General features: G+C 51.0%; 16 protein-coding genes. 8 read left to right on the top strand and 8 right to left on the bottom strand.

The genetic code is table 11. The annotated features are described in order from the left end of the window. The first annotated feature begins 38 nt into the window (after positions 1–38). From D3H65_RS11895 to D3H65_RS11870, 5 genes are all read left to right on the top strand, one after another. Positions 39–1,865: an FISUMP domain-containing protein gene (locus tag D3H65_RS11895; protein ID WP_119050524.1), complete on the top strand. Its 1,827-nt coding sequence runs from the start codon at positions 39–41 to the stop codon at positions 1,863–1,865. Continuing rightward, the gene (locus D3H65_RS11890; protein ID WP_162915576.1) at positions 1,849–3,729 is read left to right on the top strand and encodes a glycosyltransferase; all 1,881 of its coding nucleotides are present in this window, start codon (positions 1,849–1,851) and stop codon (positions 3,727–3,729) included. The genes D3H65_RS11895 and D3H65_RS11890 overlap by 17 nt, the downstream gene beginning before the upstream one ends. Beyond that, entirely contained in the window at positions 3,726–5,096 is a 1,371-nt protein-coding gene (locus tag D3H65_RS32910; RefSeq protein WP_162915575.1) for a hypothetical protein, read from the top strand. The genes D3H65_RS11890 and D3H65_RS32910 overlap by 4 nt, the downstream gene beginning before the upstream one ends. Next, positions 5,068–6,285, top strand: a complete 1,218-nt coding sequence (locus tag D3H65_RS32905) for a hypothetical protein (protein ID WP_162915574.1) — start codon at positions 5,068–5,070, stop codon at positions 6,283–6,285. The genes D3H65_RS32910 and D3H65_RS32905 overlap by 29 nt, the downstream gene beginning before the upstream one ends. A 163-nt stretch (positions 6,286–6,448) precedes the next feature. Then, the gene (locus D3H65_RS11870) at positions 6,449–7,474 is read left to right on the top strand and encodes a rod shape-determining protein (protein WP_119050521.1); all 1,026 of its coding nucleotides are present in this window, start codon (positions 6,449–6,451) and stop codon (positions 7,472–7,474) included. A gap of 71 nt (positions 7,475–7,545) precedes the next feature. Here the strand turns inward: D3H65_RS11870 and D3H65_RS11865 are convergent, their stop codons facing one another. From D3H65_RS11865 to D3H65_RS11840, 6 genes are all read right to left on the bottom strand, one after another. Beyond that, entirely contained in the window at positions 7,546–8,334 is a 789-nt protein-coding gene (locus D3H65_RS11865) for a polysaccharide deacetylase family protein (RefSeq protein WP_119050520.1), read from the bottom strand. 85 nt (positions 8,335–8,419) lie between these two features. Then, entirely contained in the window at positions 8,420–9,436 is a 1,017-nt protein-coding gene (locus D3H65_RS11860; RefSeq protein ID WP_119050519.1) for an amidohydrolase family protein, read from the bottom strand. A gap of 146 nt (positions 9,437–9,582) precedes the next feature. Beyond that, on the bottom strand, positions 9,583–11,520 hold the full coding sequence (locus D3H65_RS11855) for a sialate O-acetylesterase (protein ID WP_119050518.1): 1,938 nt from the start codon (positions 11,518–11,520) through the stop codon (positions 9,583–9,585). A gap of 7 nt (positions 11,521–11,527) precedes the next feature. Continuing rightward, positions 11,528–14,146: a glycoside hydrolase family 3 C-terminal domain-containing protein gene (locus D3H65_RS11850; RefSeq protein WP_119050517.1), complete on the bottom strand. Its 2,619-nt coding sequence runs from the start codon at positions 14,144–14,146 to the stop codon at positions 11,528–11,530. Positions 14,147–14,163: 17 nt separating this feature from the next. Beyond that, complete coding sequence (locus D3H65_RS11845; protein ID WP_211345668.1) at positions 14,164–15,303, bottom strand: endo-1,4-beta-xylanase; 1,140 nt, start codon at positions 15,301–15,303, stop codon at positions 14,164–14,166. A 111-nt stretch (positions 15,304–15,414) separates the two neighbouring features. Further along, positions 15,415–19,530 (bottom strand): hybrid sensor histidine kinase/response regulator transcription factor, encoded by a 4,116-nt coding sequence (locus D3H65_RS11840; RefSeq protein WP_162915573.1) that lies wholly within the window; start codon positions 19,528–19,530, stop codon positions 15,415–15,417. Between the two features lie 297 nt (positions 19,531–19,827). Here D3H65_RS11840 and D3H65_RS11835 point away from each other — a divergent pair, with 297 nt between their 5' ends. Both D3H65_RS11835 and D3H65_RS11830 read left to right on the top strand, forming a co-directional pair. Continuing rightward, positions 19,828–20,187 carry a helix-turn-helix domain-containing protein gene (locus D3H65_RS11835; protein ID WP_119050515.1) on the top strand — a complete coding sequence of 120 codons (360 nt, stop codon included), beginning with the start codon at positions 19,828–19,830 and terminating at the stop codon, positions 20,185–20,187. Between the two features lie 57 nt (positions 20,188–20,244). Next, positions 20,245–20,508, top strand: a complete 264-nt coding sequence (locus D3H65_RS11830; protein WP_119050514.1) for a hypothetical protein — start codon at positions 20,245–20,247, stop codon at positions 20,506–20,508. A gap of 8 nt (positions 20,509–20,516) precedes the next feature. Here the strand turns inward: D3H65_RS11830 and D3H65_RS11825 are convergent, their stop codons facing one another. Beyond that, entirely contained in the window at positions 20,517–21,074 is a 558-nt protein-coding gene (locus tag D3H65_RS11825; protein ID WP_119050513.1) for a histidine phosphatase family protein, read from the bottom strand. Positions 21,075–21,495: 421 nt separating this feature from the next. Next, positions 21,496–22,569: an alpha/beta hydrolase family protein gene (locus D3H65_RS11820; RefSeq protein WP_119050512.1), complete on the bottom strand. Its 1,074-nt coding sequence runs from the start codon at positions 22,567–22,569 to the stop codon at positions 21,496–21,498. Between the two features lie 276 nt (positions 22,570–22,845). On the opposite strand from D3H65_RS11820, the gene D3H65_RS11810 reads away from it, so the two are divergent. Continuing rightward, the gene (locus tag D3H65_RS11810) at positions 22,846–24,069 is read left to right on the top strand and encodes a PepSY-associated TM helix domain-containing protein (RefSeq protein ID WP_162915572.1); all 1,224 of its coding nucleotides are present in this window, start codon (positions 22,846–22,848) and stop codon (positions 24,067–24,069) included. Positions 24,070–24,096 lie beyond the last annotated feature (27 nt).

Genomic DNA, 24,096 nt, shown 5'->3' with positions numbered 1-24,096 from the left:
AAAGATCCTATTTCCTATATACTTAACTCACTAATTGCATGAGTACATATACCGCTTCTGCCGATCCTGTTTATTTTTCCATGGCCAATCCTGCTGCCGATAACCAGCCGCAGATATATGTAGGGGTAACCGCCACATTGAATATTACCATCGTCAACAATACCGGCGCCGATATTACCTTACAAACCGGCGATTCTAATAGTGCATCCGGTATCGAAGTATTTATGCCCAGCTTCTTTACGTCCGATCAGAAAGCTGTGATGACCATTTCCAATATATCGCAGCCGGGCTGGGGCTTCAGTTATGATGCGCCTTATAAAGGGTTGCTGTTAACCTACGGCAATGCTTCCGGCACCTGGGCCGCAGGCACCAACCTCACGTTTACCATCAATCTGATTACTGCCACCGCATCACCTACCATTGATGCTGTAAAGATGAACTTATATAATCTCAATGGCACCAATGTGCCGGCTAGTCCCCAGCCGCAAAACCTGGCCCTCAATTCCAGCGCCCCTCCGGCGGCAGTAGACCTTACCACGGTACTGCAACTGGGCCTCGACAACCAGGGCACCGTGTATGTATCCGTAGCCACCGATCCGCTGAGCAATACTATTTTTCTCAACATTAAGAACATTGGCGCCAATCCCCTGTACAATGATTCCGTACCCTGGACCGGCAATCCAACCGTCACCGTCTCTTTTGTATACGGAGATACAGCCGGGGCATTGGCATCTGACGATGATTCCGGCACAGCCTGGTCTATTGGCGCCAGCGTGGTGACCGACCAGGCATGGGGATATAAAAACCCTACCAATACCCACACCGGTACTAACCCGGTATGGACACTGTACCCACAACAAGGCAATGCAGGCATCATCGGTACGGGTGCAGATGCCAACCTCACTTTTGCCTTCAGCAATATCAATTCGTTTACACCAGCTGGTCATACACAAATGATGGTTACGTTCAATAACTTTATGATGAACAGTACCACCGCCTACAAGCCGGCTACCTTTATTCTCGATATCTCCAAGCAGGATGCGCCACTTACCCGCGGCCTCTTCGGTTTCTTTGGTGTCAATGGTTCCATTATAAAATTGACGGGCCCTACACAGAATATCTCCATTCCTTTGAAATGGTCCATGTTCTATGTGGATAATATCAAGCTCTTTTGCAGTGTGCCGGGCATACCCCAGCTGGAACGGAATTATTATAAGAAAGACCAGACACCGAATATCCAGCCCCTTGCCTATGATACGTTTTCTCTCACCCTGCCAATACAGGTAGCGCAGGATACGGCCGTATTCCTCACCTTACAGGCTTTTGACAACAACAACAATTACCTCAACAGCCTGCAGTTTACCATATTCATATCTGCCAGCTTCTTTGTTGATCCGGGAGGGCAGGTATATCCCACCGTATTCCTCAATAACCAAACCTGGCTGGCCGCCAATTACAATTATGGCACGGGTTGCATAGCTTATGGCAACGATAACGGTAACCGTACTACATATGGCCTGCTTTATTCGGCCGCCCAGGCTGTGGCCAACACACCGGCAGGCTGGCGTATCCCCAGCCAGGCCGATTGGAACAACCTCATCACATCGCTTGGCGCCAATGCTTATGCAGCATTGATAGCAGGCGGATCCAGCGGTTTCAACGCACAGGGCGGCGGCATGGGTGATGGGCAGGGCAATTTCAACAGCATGGGCGCTACAGGTTATTACTGGACGGGCACGGCCAACAACCAGCAACCTGGTAGTAATTTCGATGCCCTGTTCTTCCTGGCACAGCAAAAGGTAAATGTCTCCAATTCAATTGCCATCACCAACTTACTTTCTGTACGATATGTCAAGAATACCTGATCGTTCCATCTGCCTGTGCATGATGGTAAAGAATGAGGCCCCCATTATCGGGCGGGCGCTAGGATCGGTGCTGCCCCATATTGACTATTGGGTGATCTGCGATACCGGTTCGGAAGATGATACGCCGGCTGTAATTGCTGAAGTAATGAAAGGTAAGCCCGGTGAGCTGCATCATACTGCCTGGAAAAACTTCGGGCATAATCGGGGTGAAGTACTGGACCTGGCGCGTAGCCATGCCGATTACCTGCTGATCATGGATGCGGATATGACACTGGAAGTAAAAGCTCCGTTCAGGCACAAACTGCAGCATGATGTGTATGAGATCCGTTATGAAGGTAGTCTCGATTACACGCAACCCATGCTGGTGAGTAGCCGATACCCCTGGCGGTATATCGGGGTTACGCATGAATACATCCATACAGAAGCTGCTACGGAATGGGCCTTCCTGCCCGAAGTGAGTCTTACACATCATGGTGATGGCGGCTGTCGTTCGGATAAATTTGAGCGCGACGTACAATTGCTTACAGAAGGATTGAAGACAGAGCCGAATAATGAACGTTATATGTTTTATCTGGCCCAGTCGTACAAAGACCTGGAACAGTATGAAGCAGCGCTGCATTGGTATGAAAAAAGGATAGCAGGAGGTGGCTGGGAAGAAGAGCATTGGTATGCCCGTTTCCAGCGTGCAGAAATGCTGCGGCTGCTGGGCCGTGAATGGCCCATTGTGCAGGCCGCTTATATGGCTGCATTCGATGCAAGGCCCTTCAGACTGGAACCCCTGTTGGCCATGGCCCGCTATTACCGCGAAAATCACCAATACTTCCAGGGATACTGTATGGCAGCAGTGGCCTTACAGGACCCTCCTTATCCTGTAAATGATAAATTGTTTATTGATAAACCAGTTTATGAGTACCAGTTACTTTTTGAGTACATGATCTGCGCCTGTTCCTGCGGCCGCATTTCAGAAGCCATCGAAGCAGCCAACCGCCTGCTAAGACAACATAACTTACCGCCAGCTCTGACCGAATACGCCGTGCTGGCCCGCAAAACGGCTTTTGACATGATACGGGGCAAGGACCATGCTATAGCTGATACCTTCAACCGGCTGGTCGTCATCGTTCCCTTCCATAATCCAGGTCATTTTCTCAGGGAATGTGTTAATAGCCTGCTGATGCAGGATTATCCATATGTGCAAGTGATATTTATCGATGATGCTTCTACGGATGCCAGCTCCCGCTTTGAACCACCGGCAGCACTCAGTGCAGTAATGTTGCGCAATGAAGAAAGGATGGGTACGGTGTATAATGTGCACCAGGCTATCACCAATTATTGTAGTGCTGATGATATTGTAGTTTGCCTCGATGGAGATGACCAACTTGCCTGTAGCAATGCGCTTTCTCTCATCAATGAGCAATATGTACGCCATGATTGCTGGATCATGTACGGGCAATATATAGATGCCGACGGATACCTGGGCGTATCAGCCCCGTATGCTTCACCGAAAGACCTTGCCAGCCTGCGACAGGGTTGGCGCGTATCACATATCCGCACCTTCCGTGCCGGGCTCTTCCTGGCCATTGCGGACCAGGACCCTGCCTACCATTGCCTCAAAGACAGGGAAGGGGAGTGGTTACAGTCAGCAGCAGATGCTGCCATCATGTTTCCCCTGATGGAGATGGCCGGCTTTTACCGTATAGTTTTCAATGAGACCATTCTTTACCGGTATAATAACCGCAATCCGGTGAGCCATCATTTTGTGGACCGGCCGGCACAGCTCCGCAATTTTGAGTGGGTGTGCAGCCTGCGTCCTTTTGCGCGTGTGACCAGTTATTATCCTTCCACCATATTAACCGATGTTTTATGATCGCTACACATCCAGTACAAGCGGCTATGCCACTTGCTGAACAATCCATGCAGGAGTTCCTGCACAAAGCCTCGCTGATGGATCATGATCATGGGCCATTACTTGCAGGAGAAGAGATCACTACTTATTTCCATTTACACAATTTTGATATTGCACGCCAGGTGCTCAGCAATGCTACGGATGAGCAACACCAAAAACGCCTGCCCTTTTTTTACAGTCCGGCGCATGAACTGCGTGCCAAACTGGGGCAGGGTAAACACGACCGGGGCGAAGCCGTAGTTTTTGCCGGGGCGCCAATATCGGAGCATGATGCCAAAGGCATTCACCGTCATTTCCCGGTATGCGTGAAGGGTGTTTCTGTGTTGCACAAGGTAGTACGGAAAGGAGAGACCTGGGACCTGACCATGCCACAGGAAATATGGAACCTGGGCGAGATGGAAGAATTATATACCATCGTAAATATTGGCACGCTGGCGCTGGAAGAAGGCGCCAGGGTAGTGATTCGCGGCAATGTGTTTTCCATGCTTTGTCAGCGGCTCATTACCCTGGGCGATCCCGGTAAGGGATTGGATTACCAGATAGGCGTTTTGCCTACCCCTTTTTCGGTAGACTTTGGACATGGTCCGCAAAATGGGGTGCATGGCAAAGCGGGTGTAAGCGGACTTAATGGCCTTGATGGTATACCGGGTTTTGCTGAAACAAGTATCCTTGGCCGTTGGATACCCGAGCAGGTGTTTGATCGCCTGCCGGGTACGGATGCTACGGATGCTGAAGATGGTGCCGATGGCGGTAAAGGACGTAATGGGGGGATGTGCAAGCTGGCCGAGATCACTATCCGCGAATTGAAGGGACGGCTGCATGTGTATTCAGCCGCGGGAGCCGGGGGCGATGGCGGTGATGGGGGAGATGGCGGGCATGGCGGCGGCGGCGGCAACGGTGCACCCGGATTAGACGGCTTTAATATAAAAGTACCGGGAGGTAATGGCGGTAATGGGGGGCATGGCGGCAACGGTGGTCGTGGCGGCAATGCCGGGCATGGTGGCCTCAGTTCGAATATTTATCTCAACGTGCCCGAAACAGCGGTTGACCAGGTGAATATGACGGCGCCCGGATCTATTGGAGGTATGAGTGGTAAAGGTGGTAAGGCGGGATTGCCTGGTAAGGGTGGAAAGGCTGTATCCATGGATAATGCCACACTCAACGGCCTGCCAGGAACAGATGGACAAGCAGGAACGCCGGGGAGGAATGGGCTCAATGGCCGGGGACGGCCTGCAGCGGTATGCTATCTCAACGATCTTATTTATCAATCCTCATTTTCTTCACCTAAACATTTATACAATGAAATTAAGTTTCAGAGAAAGAGCTGAACGGCTCGGTCACTCTCTTGAATTGCTGGACCAGGGCATTCCCATCACCTCTTTAATTACGGTCAAAGATGTGGAACAGTTGAAAGCACTCACGAATGTATTTGCTGACCGGGAGAACAATCCCGACCTGTGCAACCAGCTTTTTGGCAATGTGCCATTGACCAGTGTGCAGGATGACCGTTCGGCTGCGGGCACCCTCCGCCGGGTCAATGAATACATTTATGGCGATGCCGAGCTGCATCCTTCTGACCGGGAGCGTATCAAGAGCGCTTTCCCGATGCAGATACAAGCTACCTCCGCTGATCCCTACACGCCTACAGCGCCGGTCAAGATCAATAATCCGGTAACTCCCCAGGTGTTCAATTACGGTACGGTAACCCTGAACCAAGGCATTTATATCAATTTTTACAACACAGTGGTCACTGGCTTTACTATGGACACGCTGATCCGCAATGGGACCAATGGCAATCCCAATATTGGTGATTTCAATATTTTTGGTGCTACGGGTAGTAATGGGGCTGTTGTTACGAAAGGTGCAACCGGTACCAATGGTGGTGGAGGCAGCGGCGGTACCTGTACTGTATCGGGCTCCGAACCTGGCGATAATGGTGGCCCTGGTGGCCCCGGTACACCCGGTGCCACTGGTAGCCCGGGCAATCCTGGTGGTCCGGGACTGGCCAGTTACAGTGCAGTATTTACCATCAACACTTCGGTGGTGAGCAATAGTAGTCATCCTGTGCTTTTCTTCACTCGCTCCGGTACAGGTGGCTCAGGTAGCAATGGCGCCAATGGCGGCGTTGGCGGCAATGGTGGCAACGGCGGTGGAGGTGCCAACTGCGAATGCACAGGCACCAGTGGCGGTAATGGTGGCGCCGGCGGTCCGGGCGGTTCCGGCGGCCGTGGGGGCGATGCAGGTAATGGCGTAAATTCTGCCGGAGGTATTGTGCTTAATGTGCCCACTGCCTCGGCTAACCTGGTAACCACTAATGGAGCTATTGCTCCTCCAGGTGGATTTGGGCAAGGTGGAGCGCCTGGAGCCGGTGGTTCCGGAGGTACGGCCGGTGGTGGCGGTAAAGGCCATGGTGGCGGTACAAACGGTTCCAAGGGTGCTACCGGCTCTCCGGGAAGTCCCGGATCGGCCAGCCAGGTAAGTGGTACTGCGGCTACTTTTACGATCAATAAAATGTAGTGTAGGATTACTGTCATCCAGATACAGTCCCGTGCGCCAGCGCACGGGACTTTTTGTTTTTTGGACATTGTACAATCCCGCTATGCTACATAATGGATTTATTAGGAATAAATTGGCTATATTCAAGTCCTGCTACCTATCATCTTCTAATTTTGTTACAACTATGGGTTTATTTAATTGGTTTACACAGGAAATTGCGATGGACCTGGGAACTGCCAACACGCTTATCATACACAACGACGAGATAACAGTAAATGAACCTTCCATTATAGCCCTCAACAGGAATAACCCCAAAGAGGTGTTGGCCGTGGGTAAAAAGGCCTTGATGATGCATGAAAAGACCCATGACGATATCAGGACCGTTCGTCCCTTGAGAGATGGTGTAATTGCCGATTTTAATGCGGCTGAATTAATGATCCGCGGATTGATCAAGCAAGTGTATCCCAAAAAGACGCTGTTTCGTCCATCCTGGCGCATGATGATCTGTATCCCTTCTTCCATTACAGAAGTAGAAAAGCGGGCAGTAAGGGATAGTGCGGAGCAGGCAGGCGCTAAAGAAGTATACCTGGTGCATGAGCCCATGGCAGCCGCCCTGGGGATCGGCATCGATGTAGAAGAACCGGTAGGCAATATGATCATTGATATAGGCGGTGGTACCACCGGTATCTCGGTCATTGCCCTGGCGGGCATTGTATGTGACCAGTCCATTCGTATTGCGGGTGATGAGTTTACAAGTGATATAGCAGAATCATTGCGGCGCTACCATAGTTTATTGATCGGTGAGCGCACAGCAGAGCAGATCAAGATACAGATCGGTTCTGCGATGAAGGAGTTGGATGAACCGCCGGCCGACATACCCGTCAATGGCCGTGACCTGGTGACCGGTATCCCCAAGCAGATTTATGTAAGTTACCAGGAAATTGCCGAAGCCCTGGACAAGAGCGTATTTAAGATCGAAGAAGCTATCCTGCGGGCTCTTGAACAAACGCCGCCCGAACTGGCGAGTGATATTTACCGTCGTGGCTTGTACCTTACCGGCGGTGGCGCCTTGCTGCGGGGCCTGGACAAACGGTTGAGCCAGAAAATGAAGTTACCCGTCCATGTAGCCGACGATCCCCTTAAAAGCGTGGTGCGTGGCACCGGCCTGGCCTTGAAACGGTATGATGATTATCCGTTTGTGATGCGGTGATAATAGAGATATCGAATGCCTGAAAATATTGTTAGCTAAAGTGGTATGACCTCTTTCAATCTCTTATTCCGTTATTTGCTTTTTGCGTATTCAGCTATTTCAACAAAGGGCGCCACCCACACCTGTGATTCCTGCTGTTTGAGGAATTGCAGCAATTGCCGGTGCGCCGCTGCCGATACATTGATGTTATGGTCTCCGCCCACACCATGGAAAACGAATACAAGCAGGGCGTTGGCCTCCATAGCCTGCTTAACGGCTGCTATCAATTGATCACCTGTATTATCAAAGACAGTTACCCACTGTACGGTCACTTTGGCAAAGGGGTTTACGGCATTGGCATCAGGAGTGCCATCGCGAAAGCCCACAAAATTATTTTTCAGGCCGTACAGGTAGCTGGAGTCCTGCACTTTTGTGTCGCCGCAGGGACAGGCCAATGTCCTTTTCTTTTTGCCATCGGTGGCTTCCAGCAGGACACTATTCATTTTGATCTCATCAGTCATCCGTTGCAACGTATAGTTGTTGAGGTCACGCTCCGGCCTCACCCACTCGCGGCCGGGCCGTTTTCCATAACAGGGATGGAACAAGGTATGGTTGCCCAGTTCATGACCTTTGGCAGCTGCTTTTCTCCAATCGGGAATGCGTTTGGTGAAAGCATCGGAAGAACCGATGAGGTAGAAGGTGGCTTTCAATCCAACTGAATCGAGGGCAGGGATCACCTGGTCGAGGTGGATGTTCAGCGCATCATCATACGTAAGCGCTACGGCGCATTTCTTATTTTTCCAGTTGGTGTTGTTCTGTGCGCAGGACAATAGGCTGTTGCCTAAAAGGCAGGCTATTAAAATGAGTTTGACAGGTTGCATGGTCGTAAGGAATGGTCTTTGGAAGGTTTGTTTAAAGATACCCCAAATTGTATTGCTGACCCAATAACGCGGTAAGTAAGTTTGGTCAATGCATCTCCTTTATTTGCTGGTCAGTGAGCCGTAAAAACCTGGCTGCATTGTTGAACAGTATGTCACGCTTTTGGGCAGCTGTCAAAAAGGGGGCCTTGTTAATGGTTTCTATGCCCCGGGCAATGGCCTGCGGCCATACCATGTTATCGGACCCGAAGAGTATGCGCTTGCCAAATCCTGCATTGACCAGGCGTTCGAGGTAGTAGTAAAATTCTTTGGTGGGTATCATATAGCAGATGGCCCCGAGGTCCACATATAACTGTGGATGCGTGAATAAGGTAGCCAGCATATCGTCGAGCAGGGGCCAGCCCGCATGCATGGCATATACGCGTAATTTGGGATGACGAAGCAATGCTTCTTCTAACACGAAGGCACTGTGCAATCTTGCCCGGTAGTTGACTGCGCCTATATAAGGCGCCCCCGGCGGACCGTTCCCTACGTGAATAGCTACCGGAATATCGAGGCGTTCTGCCATGGCAAGGTAGGGTTCAAAAGCCGAATCACTGGGCGATATACCCTCATATTGAATAGATATTTCACCAAATACCTTGAACTCGCCTGATCGGAACAGTTTCTCCAGCGAATCGACAGTAAGACCCGCTTTGGCTGCCAAACCAAAGGTCCAGTCAACGCTGTTGATGATGCGTTTCGGCGCGGCCTGCTTCCACTGCCGCACAGTCTCTATTTCGCCGCTGGTGACGGCGTAGACATTGTTTTTTTCCAATGCTGCCAGCGTGAGGATCCTCATTGAATCGTCTGTAAGTGGGGAAGTAAGAGAATGATCGGCCCATGATCTTGTTTTCAGCGCCTGCATAAAAGCCTTCCTGTAATCATTCGCGGGGTCATGTAGACCAAGGTCCCGGAAAGGCGCCCCCACACTGATGGGGGCAGGCCCCTGGTCATCGGCGTGCAGGGCATGCACATGCATGTCAATAACAGGTAAGGGCTTTTTTTGTGCAAATAGGTGCTGAACCAGCAAACTCAATACAATCCAGGTACTTATTTTCTTCATGATCGGTAGGATGAACTCTGTAGATGCATGAAGGAGCTAATTCCATATGGAACAACCGATCTGCTTTCAAAAGGAGTGTGTGCCTTCAGTCGCCAGCCTCCGGCTGGTGACGCCTATTTCAAAGCCTCTGGCTTTGTAGAGATCAACTATTGATCCGTCCGGAACGGCCCTGCTGGCAATCCTTCCTTGTTGTACAAATTTGCACCATCCGGATTATCGGCCCAGGCATACCGCACATAACGCGGCGCTGGTACCCGTTCACTCCACACCACCACCTTACCATCTTCAATACGCGCCTGGGCCCATACAAATTTCTTGTCGGCCCCTGCGATGGCAAAGGAGGTAAGCGGTTCGCCATCGATGGCAACCAACCCGCTGCCGGTATGTGTGAAGGCAATGGTGATCTTATCCCCATTGATGGAAGCGGATTCGTATAATGGTCCGGAGTATTCGAGGTTCTTTTCGCCGTACAAGATCGCGCGTGCCGCGAGGGCGAGGCGATCACCCACGGACTTCTTATTGTCGGGGTGAATATCATTCCATTCGCCCAGGTCGATGGCAACAGCCATGGCTGTATTGGGTACCAATAAAGTTTTGGCTTGTGCTTCGCGCAACTCGGCCCACTGACTTTCAGACGGCAGGTAATTCACATCCATAAAGTTGGGCAACTGCACATACAGGAAGGGGAGTGGCCCCTGCTGCCATCGGTTGCGCCAGTCGGCGATCTGTGCAGGCTGCAAGCGGGCATATTCAGTGGCGCGGCCGGTATTGGCTTCGCCCTGGTACCAGAGGAACCCCTTCAGGGTATAATTGACAATGGGGGCGATCATGCCGTTGAACAATGCGGCGGGTTGGTATTGTGGGTTAATGCCCGGAGGGCCAAAACCACTGCTGCGCGGCTCGTATACTTCACCCACTCTGTAGGTCCAGGTTCCTTTGAGGTCGATGGTATCGGTACCGGCAAAGAGGCAATAGGGTTTATCGGGTACGAAACCGCCCTTGCCGTTTTGGTTGGTAACCTTTACCACAACAATATTTTTACCGGCCTTCAGCAACCCTGCGGGAACATTGTATCGCCTTTGCGGATACATGTACCCGGTGCTGCCTACCTGCCTGCCATTGATATACAATACATCGGCATCCACGATCCTGCCCAGGAATACGCGGGCGGGCTTACCGGCCATGCTGGCAGGCACTTCAATTTCTTTTCTGTACCATACTACGCCGTTGAGGTCGCGGATACCCTGGTCTTCCCAATAGCCGGGAATATTGATCGTGCGCCAGCCTTTGGGTGAATAGGCTGTATCGTACCAGCGCAAGGGACCACTGAGGCCTTTGTCGCCAGGCGGAGTATAATTGGAGGCATTGTTGCTGTTGGCAGGCCTGCGTTGCAGGCCGTTGATATAGGCAGTGTCCTTATTGCGCTGGATGGTAGTTTGAATAGCCGGAAATGCCTTCATGCCTTCTTCGCTGATCCACGCTTCAATAGGGGTACCACCAATGCTGGCATTGATGAGGCCGATGGGTACCTGGTATTTTTGATAAATGTCTCTCGCAAAGAAATAGGCCACGGCAGAGAAATTTCTTACATCTTCAGGATTGGCAGATTTCCAGTTGCCGCCAGTAAGATCATCCTGCGGAGCATTCATATTGGGCGTGGGCGGTATCCAGAATTGCCGGATGGCGGGATAATTGGCGGTAGCAATATCATTGGCATAAGTAACATCGTGGATGCCCATCTGGTGCACCATATTGGACTGGCCGGAGCAAAGGAATACATCACCCACCAATATCTCTTTCAGTGTGATCTTATTGCTGGCAGTAATGTCCATGGTATAAGGACCGCCTGCTTTGGTAGGAGGCAGGAGTAGCTGCCACTTGCCGTCTACACCCGCTTTGGTTGTGTATTGTTTGCCATTGAAACGGATGCTGATCTTCTCAGCTTGCTTCGCCCATCCCCATAGTTTTATCTTTTCGTCTCTTTGCAATACCATACTGTCGCGGATGAGGCGCGGCAATCTTACCTGGGCAAAACTATTGGCGAAAGCAAAGCAGGCAAGGGACAGGAGAACGAATTTCTTCATATGGGCCTTATTGAATGGTGAGTTGCTGGCTGAGCACATTGCTGGTAGTGGCATTGGTAACACCTGGCTGTCCGCCACCTACGCTGATGCTGATCTTTCCCTTGGGTTGATACAATTGTCCATTGGCTTCATTGACCAGGGAGAGGTCTTCGGGTGTAAGGGTAAAGCTCACCTGTATGGTTTGACCTGCTTTCAGAAAATGACGCTGGAAACCTTTGAGTGCGCGGATGGGTGCTTTCCCTTTGGTGTTGGGGTGAGCAATATATAATTGGGCCACTTCTTCGCCATCGCGGGTGCCCGTATTGGTGAGTTGAGCCGTTACGCGTATTTTATTGCCGGTGCGTATAGTAGTGGGAGCCTTTAGTGTTGCATAACGGAAGTTGGTATAACTAAGGCCATATCCAAAGGGATACAAGGCTTTGCCGGTGAAATAACGATAGGTGCGTCCCTGCATGGTGTAATCACTGAATCCGGGCAGGTCGCTGTCGCTGCTGTAGAAGGTCACAGGCAGACGGCCGGCAGGATTGTAATCGCCAAACAGCACATCGGCAATGGCTGTACCTGCGCTTTGTCCGCCATACCAGGCATTGAGGATCGCCGGAATATGGGCGCTTTCCCAGGGAGTAGCCAGAGCGCTGCCGGTCATCATTACAAACACCACTGGTTTGCCGGTGGCGTTCAATGCTTTCAGGAGTTCGGTTTGAACGGCTGGCAACTGGATGGTGGTTCTGTCGCCGCCGTTGAAGCCCGGTGCATTCACGGGCATTTCCTCGCCTTCCAGTTGAGGAGAGATCCCGCCTGCAAATATGATCGCATCAGCCTGTGCGAGCCTGGCGGCCAGGGCTGCATAATCAGTTTTCATGCGCTGACCGGTGCGCAAGGCCACATTGGCATTGTCATCACCCTGCCAGTATTCGAGTACAATATGGTAGGAAGAATCTTTTACTGTATTGAGTTGATAAGCGCGCGCGCCCCAGCGATTGCGCAGCCAGGCATTGATCACTTCTTTTCCATTGATGAGCAAGCGGTATCCGTCGTCTGCTTCCAGTTCGAGCATGGTGCTGCCACTGGCGGTGGCCGTGAAGCGCGTGGTATAGCGGGCAGAGAAATTGGTAGCGGTAAGTCCATTGCCGATGATATCACCACGCTGCCAGGTGTGGTCCACATGATCGTCGGTGGTGGTGAATACAGGCTCGCCTTTTAATTCGCGGTTATTGTAATACTCTGCTTTGAAACCTTGCTTACCATCCCAGGAAAACTGGTTTTTCAGATCAGTATAAGCGAGTAAGGTGTCTTTGGTAAAGTCGACTCCCTTTTCATACATGATCTCCACACCGGCGCCGAGCTTTTCTTTCAATCCATCCAACACGGTTACAATGCGGGAAGGAATACCATTGTAATTGCCCAGTACAGCAATGCGGTTGTTTGCATTGGGGCCTACTACGGCTATTTTCTTAATGCTGCGGCGGAGGGGCAGGGTTTGCTGTTCGTTCTTCAGCAGCACGATGGATTGTTGCGCCATCTTCAAGGCATGTGCCTGGTGGGGTGCACTCTCCAGTTCGGTAGCGGGTGTTTGTGCATATTTCACCATGGCCACCGGATCAAACATGCCGAGGCGGTAACGGATCGTAAACAACCTTTTCAGCGATATATCGAGCTGCGCTTCTTTGATCTGTCCATTCTTAACGGCATCATATAAGGTCTTGTACACCGTTTGTCCGCATTCCACATCCGTACCATGCACTACTGCATCGATGGCGGCGCTGGTAGCATCCGGATGAGTCTTATGGTATTTGAAAAAATCATCTATCGCCCAGCAGTCGGAGGTCACATAGCCGTTGAACTTCCATTGCTTTCTCAGGATATCATTCATGAGCAGGTCGTTGCCGCAGCAGGGTTGTGTGTTGACGGCATTGTAGGCGCACATCACACCGGCCACATTGGCATCGACGATCAGTTCTTTGAAAGCGGGCAGGTAAGTATCCCACAAGTCATAGGTAGTGGGATTGAAGTTGTCCGCATGCCTGCTGGGTTCGGGGCCGCTATGAACGGCGAAGTGTTTGGCGCAGGCTGCTGCTTTCAGGTATTTGGGGTCTTCGCCCTGGAGACCACGTACAAAAGCACGGCCCAGCATGCCGGTGAGGAAGGGGTCTTCGCCATAAGTTTCCTGTCCGCGGCCCCAGCGGGGATCGCGGAATATATTGATGTTGGGTGTCCAGTAGGTGAGGCCCAGGTAGCGTTCGCTGGTGCGATTCTGTTCGATGGCTTTGTTGTGAATGGCCCTGCCTTCGAGGGCTGAATAATCGGCCATGCGGTAGAGGGAGTTAGTATCCCAGGTAGCCGCCATGGCGATGGCCTGGGGGAATACGGTGGTGCGAAAAGGCGTACGCGCCACGCCATGCAATACTTCATTCCACCAATCATACGCCGGGATGCCGAGCCGTGCAATGGCAGGCGTAGCATTGAGCATCTGTGCCACTTTCTCTTCCAGGGTGAGGCGGCTGACCACATCGTTGACCCGCTGCTCTATGGGCAGGGAAGGGTTCCACATGGGGTAGGACTTAAAATCCTGTGCACCTGCGCTGGCAGTGGCCAACAGGAAGGCAATCCCAAGTATCTTGTGCATTTGCTTTTGGTATAAAGTTATTGATAAACCCCTTTTCTGGTTGCGATCACTTTGTAGAAGGCAGGTTTGGGATTGAAGGCCCGGTCGAACAAGAGGGGATAGTTGGTCCTGCCTCTTACGGGCCAATCGTTGAGCCAGCTTGCTCCATCGTTCACGCCCCAGAAAGTAACTCTTTCTATTTTATCCCTGTGTTTGAGGAAGAGCTGGAACAAGGCTTCGTAATCACTGGCCAGTTGCTGCTGTACATCATCGGGCAGTCCGCTGGTATAAGGATTGAGCGATGGATCGGCTTTCATGCGCTGGCCTACATCGGCGCCCTGAAAATTGCGGGGCAATACTTCAATGTCCAGTTCGGTGAAGGCCAGCTTGAGGCCGAGTGCACTGTACTGCAGGATACTTTCTTCAATATCTTTCAGGGGTACTTTCCCTACCTGCCAGTGGCCCTGGATGCCTACGCCGTCTATGCGAACACCCGCCGCCTTTATTTTATTGATGAGGGCTATGCAGCCTGCGCGCTTGGCCGGGCGTTCGTTGTTGTAGTCATTGTAATACAATTGCGTGTTGGGGGCTGCCGCCTGTGTAAGCCTGAATGCTTCAGTGACATAATCCTCACCCAGTTTGGTAAAGAAAGGTGACCTGCGCATGGTGCCATCTTCATTTAATGCTTCGTTCACTACATCCCAGGAATATACTTTATCCCGATAGCGGCTTGCCACGGTGGTGATATGATCGGTGAAAAATAACCGGAAGGAATCGGTGCTTTGCAGCCTGCGGGCGAAGGCCGGCATCTGGCTATGCCATATAAGCGTGTGCCCATTGATCTGCAGGTTGTTTTTCTTTCCGTATTCGATGAGTTTATCTGCCCACTCAAAATTATAGGTATTCCATTGCGGGTGAATGATCATGGCCTTCATTACGTTTTCGGGCGTGACCGCATTGAATTGTTGTGCCACCAGTCTGGAGGCATTGGTATCCCGCTCCATGATCTGTTGGGTATTCAATGCTGCACCGATCATAAAGTCGTTTTGGAAAGTCCTCTTCAGGGAGGGTGTTGTTTGTAAGGAAGTGTCAGCGGAATTACTCATCCGGCTAACCGAACAGGTAGCGGATGCCAATGCAAGGATGAACAGGATGATGTGTACGGTAGATATTTTCATGTAAATGCCAGGTGGATGTGCAAGGCAAGGTCGAAAAAAAACTCAAATATGAAGGTCAATTCCAATGGTTCATTTGTATCAATTTTAGTTGGTGCGCCGCTTTGCCGGGCCTTAATTATTGTTGCCTGTTTGGCTCTTCCTGATCTTCGATATGAATTCAGAAGGCAGCATGTTGAATTTTGTTTTGAAAGAGCGCGCGAAATAGTTGGGGGTGGAGAAGCCCACTTCATACGCGATCTCAGCAATGCTCATATCGCTCTTTTCCATCAGGCCGGCAGCTTTGTCGAGCCGGTAGGAGCGGATGTATTCTACGGGGGTTTGCCCGGTAAGGTCGAGCACTTTGCTGTAGAGTGAACTGCGGCTCATGCCTACTTCCTTGCTCAGGCTTTCTACAGAAAGCTGTGCATTGGTGAGGTTGGCTTCGAGGTAGCTCACGATCTTATTTAAGAGTTTCTCATCGGCCGACTCCATGGTTACTTCCGGGGTGAGCACTTTTATTTGCCGGGTGTAGGTATTCTTCAGTGTATTGTTCAACCGCAGCAGGTTCCTGATCTTGGCATGCAGCACTTCCACATTGAAGGGCTTGGTGATGTAATCGTTGGCCCCGGTGGCCAGTCCGGCGATCTGTTGTTCCTCTGCCGTGAGGGCAGTGAGTAGTATAACAGGAATATGACTGGTCCTTTTATCGGCCTTTAGTTTTTGCGTGAGGTCGATGCCATCCATTTCGGGCATGCTGATATCACTGACGATCAGTTGCGGGTGATAGGCGAGTGCTTTTTGCCATCCTTCTTTGCCATTGGCTGCTTCCAGCACTTTGTATTGATGGCGGAGATTGTCTTTGAGGTAGAACCTGAAATCTTCATTGTCTTCCACCAATAGCAGGAGGGGCAGGTCGGCGGTGTTGTCTGTGGTTGGTTCTTCGAACGGGGTTTCTATCGAAGGTACAATGAGCGGCTGTACGGGCGCCTGCTCTGTTACCGGCGCTGGTTGCAGCGGAAGCTGTATGATGAAGGCAGCGCCCTTACCGGGTTCACTATCCACGAATATGAGGCCTCCATGTAATTTGATGAACTCCCTGGTGATCGATAAGCCAATTCCGCTGCCCTGGTTGAGCACGGCTGTGGAGCTGTTGTTCTGAAAGAAGCGTTCAAATACCTGCTCTTGTTTGTCTTTGGGAATACCGATGCCGGAGTCCCTTACCTGGATGGATACCCATTTATTGATCGTGTCGGCAGGATTGTTCATTTCCTCCACTTCAACCGTCACGGTACCACCTTCCAGGGTGAACTTAAAAGCATTGGACAAGAGATTGAAGAGGATGCGTTCTATTTTGTCGTGGTCAAACAAGGCTTGCAGGGCAGGCAGGCTGCTCCTGAATTGGAAATGGATATGTTTGCGATCTGCGAAATCCCGGAAAGAATCGGTGACCTCTTTGACAAAGGAAATGAATTCTCCATTGGATACCTGCAGGCTGATCTCGAGTTCTTCCATCTTCCGGAAATCCAATAGCTGGTTCACGAGGTTGAGCAATCGCCTGGCATTGCGTTTGACCATGTTGAGTTTGGTAAGTCTGGCGGTTGTGTGTTCTTCCTGGATCAGTTGATCTACGGGACCCATGATGAGGGAGATAGGGGTGCGGAAATCATGACTGAGGTTGGTCAGGAATTTTATTTTCAGGCGGTCGAGCTCCTGTATGCGTTTGGCTTCCTGCCGCTCCTGCTCCAGCAGGAATTTCTTCCTGATCCGTGTAATGCCCAGGTAGCGACTGTACAGGAGCAGGGCGCCAATGGCTACCGCATAAAACAGGTAGGCCCAGGTGGTGCGCCAGAAGGGAGGGCGCACATATATCTTTATCACGGTGTCCTTGGTGCTCCAGATGCCATCGTTGTTGCTGGCTTTCACACGGAAGGTGTATTCGCCGGGATCGAGGTTGGTATAGGAGGCGGTATTGTTGGTGCCGGTATAGTTCCAGTCTTTGTCAAACCCTTCCAGTTTGTAAGCATAGTGGTTTTGCTTGGGAATGGTATAATTGAGGGCTACGAAGCTGAGGGCGAAATTCTGTTTGTAAGACAGGCGGATATCGTTGGCCACAGAAATATGTTCTTTGATGGGTGCGTCTTCGCCGGGTACGGCGGATTTGTTGGCGACGCGCAGATCAGTGAGCAGTACCTGCGGCACATTGCGGTTGATGGTGAGTTTGGCAGGATCGAAGTAGTTGAATCCTTCCAGTCCACCGAAGATCAATCCTCCATCGGATAGGCGGATGCCCGCAGCGTGCGAGAAATTATTGTTCTGTACCCCGTTGTAACTGGTATAATTGCGAAAGGTATTTTTAGTCTGGTCAAAACTGCTGATGCCCGAGTTGGTACTGAGCCAGATGATGCCGCCCTGGTCTTCCACTACCTGGTAGATGGTGGCGTTCTGAAGTCCTTCTTTTTCGGAGTAATTGATAAAGTTGTGGGTTTTACTATCGTACAGGCTCAGCCCTTCTCCAAAAGTGCCCACCCATATATTGTCCCGGCTGTCACGCAGGATGGCCTGCACCTTATCACTGGGCAGTTTGCTGTTGCTTTGCGTATAAGTGATCCATTTGCCGTTGTGGGGGTTATAGATATTAACGCCTCCGCCATGCGATCCGATCCAGATATTACCGGCACTATCTTCTTCGATGGCCCGTACGTACCCGTTCATGGGTAGCAATGTTTCATTGCCAACATCCGGCCTGGGGCGGGGAGTAAACTTGGTAACCACCTTTCCATCCCGCAGCAGGTTAACCCCTTCACCATTCGTGCCGATCCAAAGGTTGCCCTTGCTGTCTTCCTTTATACAAAAGATATTGTTCGAATTGAGATCAGTAGTGGCCGATCCTTGTCTGAGGTATCGACGGGCGCCCGTGGTAAGATTGATGATGATCAGCCCCCAGGCATAAGTGCCCACATAGAGTTCGTTGCGGGCGTTTACGTGCAGCGTAAGAACCGAGAGCGGGTGCGTGGCTGGCACAGGTAATCCAAGATCCACCGCAACAACTTGTTCCGTCTTACGATTGTACCGGAACAATCCTCCTCCATCCGACCCAATAAACACCGTACCATCCCTGGCCTCTGCAAAACTGCTCACGATGGCGGTGGTGCGCTGTTGGGTAAAGAACTTATTACTAAGCTTGATATCAAAAAGGTTGAGGTTCTTGTCGTATTTGTTGATGCCGCCGCGGAAGGTGCCCAGCCAATAGATGCCCTGCTTGTCAATATAGGCGCACTTGATCCATTTGTTGGTGAGACTGTGGATATCCCCTTCCTGCGATACATGGGTACTAACCCGTTGTGCCAGCGGGTCAACGATGTTCAACCCTTCCGATGTACCTACCCAGAGATTGCCTCCTTCGTCGGGCGAGATGCAGAATATTTCGTTGCTCACCAGGGCGTTGGTGGGGCCGCTGAGGTAGGGATAGGTATTGAACCCGCTGCCATCGGGGCGCCAGGTGCAAAGTCCGGCAGAGGTACCGATCCAGATATTACCGTATTTATCTTCTGCGATGGCCCTGATATAGTTGCTGATCAGGCTACCTGGTTGCCCGGGGTTATTCTCAAACCGCTTTACTTTGTTGGTGTTCCTGTCGTAGAGGTAGAGGCCATTGGTAGTGCCTGTCCAGACCCGTTGCTTGTGGTCTACATATACGCCCACCAGTATTTTGGGAATGGCCTGCTGGTTGTCGGCCGAAGCGAGGTCGATCCGGGTGATCTGGTTGGTAGCGGGATCGAGCATAAAGAGGTTTTCATACTGGGCGATCCAGATCTTACCGGTAGCGTCGCCCGCGATGCCCCTGATGACGGCATTGGCAGGGAGTGCGGGTGTTTTGCCATCGGTGGGGTAATGGATAAAAACGTCTTTTTGCCGGTCATAGCGGCTGAGGCCACCGCCGCTGGTGCCGATCCAGAGGTTGCCTGCCAGGTCTTCGTGCAGGGCCAGCACCTCATTGGCCCGCAGGCTGGCCGTATCGCCGGGAATATGGCGGTAAACGGTAAAGTTGGTTCCGTCGAATTTATTCAGTCCGTCGTCGGTGGCAAACCACATCAGTCCGTATTGGTCCTTAATAATGGCGTTGACTGAATTGGAGAGCAGTCCGTCTTTGGAGGTAACGGCGGTAAAGTTGATATGGGTAGATTGTGCGGCTGCCAGGTGAACAACCAGCAAAAAGCAACAGCCAAGAATATAGTGGTATCTAAGCATATGTAGGGCTATCGTTAGGGCGGATATGCCGGCCTTTTTTCCGGTTATAAGCGTATGGCCGACAATTATTCCTGACATCGAATGTAACGATTGTCGTCCATACATAATGCCCTCAACCTGCTATAAATAAGATTAAAAAGGAGGGTGGGCGGGCAGGTCCTTCCTAATCAATATGCTCCAAACATTCGTGCTATCAATTTCAACAAATGAGCCATCGGCTGCCGCAGTGGCCGGGTAATTTTGTTTTGGTGTAATACTGACATTTAATGGTATTGCCAGCTAAAAACGATTTTTGCCATGCCCAGTAACATGCAGGAGAAGGAGTATATCATACAGAAGCTGAACGAGTGTTTGTACGAGCATGTGCAGGACAAGGGCCTTAATGTGGAACTGCTGGCGCGGCTGATGTATATGAGCCGTCCCACGCTGTACCGGAAAATGAAAAGTGTCACCAATCTTACCCCCAATGAGCTTATCAACGAGGCCCGGCTAAAAAAAGCGGCTGCCTTGCTGGCCACCGGTGACTACCGGGTTTTTGAAGTGGCCAGAATGGTAGGTTATACATCCCAAAGCAGTTTTGGCAAATTATTCCTCAAACAATTCAAGGTAACGCCCGCCACTTATCAGCGGATGAAGAAAATGATGGATGCGGCGTGAGGATTAATTGCTTATGTTCGCCCTGTGCCGTGCCATGGCAGGGCTGAACTGAAATGTATGGAGTTATTTCAATTGACCTTTGTGGCTAATGATACCACCTGGCTGGCGGAAGTGGAGCTGGAAGGTATTGGTGATTCCTGGGACGCGCATGTCAGGATCCCCGGTTACCAGGACCTGCAGGAGCTGCGCGTGAAGTTTTGGATGGGTGATTTTTTGAAGCCGGTATTTTCTTCCAGGGCTGAAGCGAAACTGTTTGAGCCATTACTGGAGGCCATCGATGAGCAGGCTAAATTGCGATTGCCTGCCACTTTTAATGATTGAGGTTGTCATTAAGGGCATTTGGCAGAAGGATGCAGTCCTTCCTGATCTATGGCCAGGCGGGCTTTCCCTTTCTTACTGAATGTAATGATCCAGATACTGTCGAAATCATCAGCGTCCCAGTTCAGCTCTTCTTTTACACCCAGTTGTTTGGCGATGTCCACCAGGCTCTTGTGTTCCCACACAACGAGCACTGTTCCTGTTTGCTTCCGGATGTTTTTGGCAACCCCCTTGATGTCGCCCACCTTATAGTCGTCGTTCAATGGCAGGTGGTATTTCTCCGTAAAAGGGAGGATGGTTTGGCGCATCCTGGCGTGTTGGGTGGCACTGCTTTGCGGCACATAGATGATGACAGGCAGACCGATCTTTGCATGCAACACAGGAGGTAATGCCTTCGAGCGGTTGATGCCCTGGCAGCTAAGTTCCGGTCCTGCTGATGCCTTTTCGGCATGACGGATGAGCACGATCCTGAGGTCGTTCCCTTGCTGCCGGGCCTGGGAGTTAACGGTGAACAGCAGGCAGAAGAGCAGGACCAGGGGATGAAGCAGGCTTTTGGGATACACTTTCATACATAGCAATTTACAGCTTAGAATAATATCCGGATGGGGGCAGGGGGCTGTGTGGATACTATCTGATACGGCTCTGGTAGGAAGCTGATGAGGAGCTGGGTCTCGATGAAGTCCCGATAAGGTCCCGATAAGGTCTCGATAAGGTCCCGATAAGGGTATCAATTTTGGTAGGGCAGTGAGCCGTTGGAGCTGGCAGGGAAGAAGGCGTATGTAAATTGAGTATCATTCATAATCAATCAATTGCGATTTCCAGGCGGAATCAGGGGATTATTGACAGAGACAGACCTGACTACCGGTGACTGGCCACTTTTGCCTTATTAAATTTAACCTATTTCCGCCTTCCTGCCTACCGTTTTTTCCGGTTATGTGTAAATATTCAGGAGGCTGTTGGTTATCGTTGTAGGTAGCATTGTCCGAAGTGCTATTTTCCAGGGGCCGCCATTTTTACGCTTTTGCAGAGCTTATACTGGGTATCGACAACGGACTGATTAAATCCATGAGCTGCTTTGGGCAGCAGGATATATTCCTTGAGGGGCGCCCGCAGTTGATCAAACCAGGCTTTGCTGGCTGTTTTGGGGGTGAGGATGTCTTCCTCGCCCTGGATGAGGTAAACTGGTATTTTGAGCTCAACAATATCTCTCCTGAAGTTGATCCCGGCACGGATGGATGGGACGCCGAGCACTTTGTCGCCTGCATAATTCACAAAGGAATAATCATCTCCGTCATTCCTGTCCTGCTCGTCTTTGGGATTGTTGTAGCTGGCTGTTTCGACAAACCAATTGGGCGGTGGTGGTGTTGAACTGGCTTTTTCATATTTTTTGACGACCCTCAGCAGCTGTCCCACGTTCCTTGCTCTGTCATAAGGGGGCTTTCCAAGCGCATTTAATATGCGCAGGGATGCCGTGTCATTGTGTTGTTGGGCAAGCCGGTATACTTTATCATACATAGGCCCATCGTTGGATGGATCTACGATCTGTGAATGCCCGATGTAGGCATAGAAGAGATCAGGACGTTGGCTAATGATCTTAACGGACAAGGCGGAACCCCAGGAAGTACCCATGATGATCATTTTGGGCTTGCCGAGGTATTTTACCAGGTATTCGGCCAGGGCAATGCCATCGGCCGCCATCTGTTCTATAGTGAGGAGATGCGACTGCAGGTATTCCGGGGTGAAGGTTACAGGCGCTTTGCCATATGTTCTTCCTGTGCCGCGCTGGTCCCACTGCACGAGCAAAAAATCCTTTTCCCATTCTTTGTAGACATTATCAGCATAGGGGGTAATGGGACTGCCGGGACCTCCATGAATAAAGAGGATCATGGGTTTACTCTTATTGCCTTTGATCGTTATCCATTGTTCGATGCCATTGAGCTGCACAAATTTTTCTTCGGACATGGTATCCTGACGGGAGGAGGGGGACTGTGCACTTAAGGGTGTTATAGGTAATAAGTAAAGTAAGAGTAACATCACACAGGGGTACAGGGATCTGAGAGGCATAGATCGAAAATTGGATGATTAAAGATCGAATGTACGCTGTTTGTCTAAGTATGCTTGCCCATTTTTGCAACAGGTTTTGGGAGGTTCCGCATGCTGCCAAAACTTTTGCCATATCTGCATCGGTCAATGCCTTAAGCGGCTGGATATGCCCGCCCGGCAAAAAATATCCGCATTTCGTAAACGGTTTTCCCGATCCGGTAACCTTGCCTGGCTGAAAATCATTGAATTTCGTACTCCCGATGAATGTAGCATTTTATCCCACGCAAATTTTGGCCTGTGCCTGTTAAGAATAAGACCCTGAAAAAGGTAGCCAGTGTACTGCACCTGTGGCTGGGGCTGGGATCGGGCCTGGTGATCACCATTGTAGCCCTGCTGGGCGCTATTTATGCCTTTCAACCCGAATTGACGGAAGCCTTTCAACCTTACCTGCATGTAAAGCCGGCAGAGCAGTCCTTCCAGCCTGTATCGGTCCTCAAACTGAAAGCGGAGGCACAGTTGCCCGGTAAGGGAGTTACCCGGATCAGTTTTGCAGGTGCCGATCATTCGGTGGCTGTGAGTTTCAATGATAAAAAGAAGGGCTATTACTACATCGTATACCTCAATCCTTATACCGGCGATGTACTGAAAGTGAAGAATATGGACCGGGATTTTTTCCGGCAGGTCCTCAACGGTCACATGCACCTCTGGCTGCCTGACCCCGTAGGCGGCGCCATTGTGAAATACGCCACTTTGATCTTTGGCCTCATCATCATAACAGGGCTCGTGCTGTGGTGGCCACGCAAATGGACCAAAGCCATGCGCAAGCAAAGCTTTGCGATCAAGACCAATGCTTCTCCCAAACGATTGAATTATGACCTGCACAGTGTGCTGGGTTTTTATGCCAGCTGGTTTATGTTGTTTACGGTATTGACGGGCCTGGTATGGACCTTCGACAGCATCCGTGATGCGGAATACTGGATATTCAGTGGCGGTAAGAAATTCCCGGCGGCAGATAAAGTGAAGTCAGTGAAGCCTGCACAGGCAATAGCAGGCAATCCGCTCGACAGGATCAGTGAACAGGTGAATGCCCGCTATCCAAACTTTGCACGCATTCAATACCTGATCCCTGCAGCTCCCACAGGTGTAGTGACGGTACGCCTGTATCCCGAAAAGAAACGTTTCTACAATGGTGACGTGCTCACATTCGATCAATATACTGCTTTTGAGCTGGCGGGTGGTGTGCGCGGCAAATATGCCGATGCGAACAACGGAGAAAAGGTCAACAAGATGAATTATGATATCCATACCGGCGGCATCGGCGGTCTTCCCCTGCGTGTAGCGGTATTCTTCGCGGCACTGATCGCAGCTTCCCTGCCCATCACCGGTTTCTATATCTGGTGGGGTAAAAAGAAGAAAAAGGCAACGAGACAACCAGGCCTTGAGGCAAGGAGTTCCCTTCAGGCTACCAGCCACGAGTTACAAGTGGAGAGGGTGAATGCCCAAAAGGCCGCTACAGTCTGACGCCATGCTTCCATAAACGATTATTGA

The sequence above is a fragment of the Paraflavitalea soli genome, assembly GCF_003555545.1.
Lineage (GTDB): Bacteria > Bacteroidota > Bacteroidia > Chitinophagales > Chitinophagaceae > Paraflavitalea > Paraflavitalea soli.
This window is presented reverse-complemented; position numbering and strand designations above follow the sequence as displayed.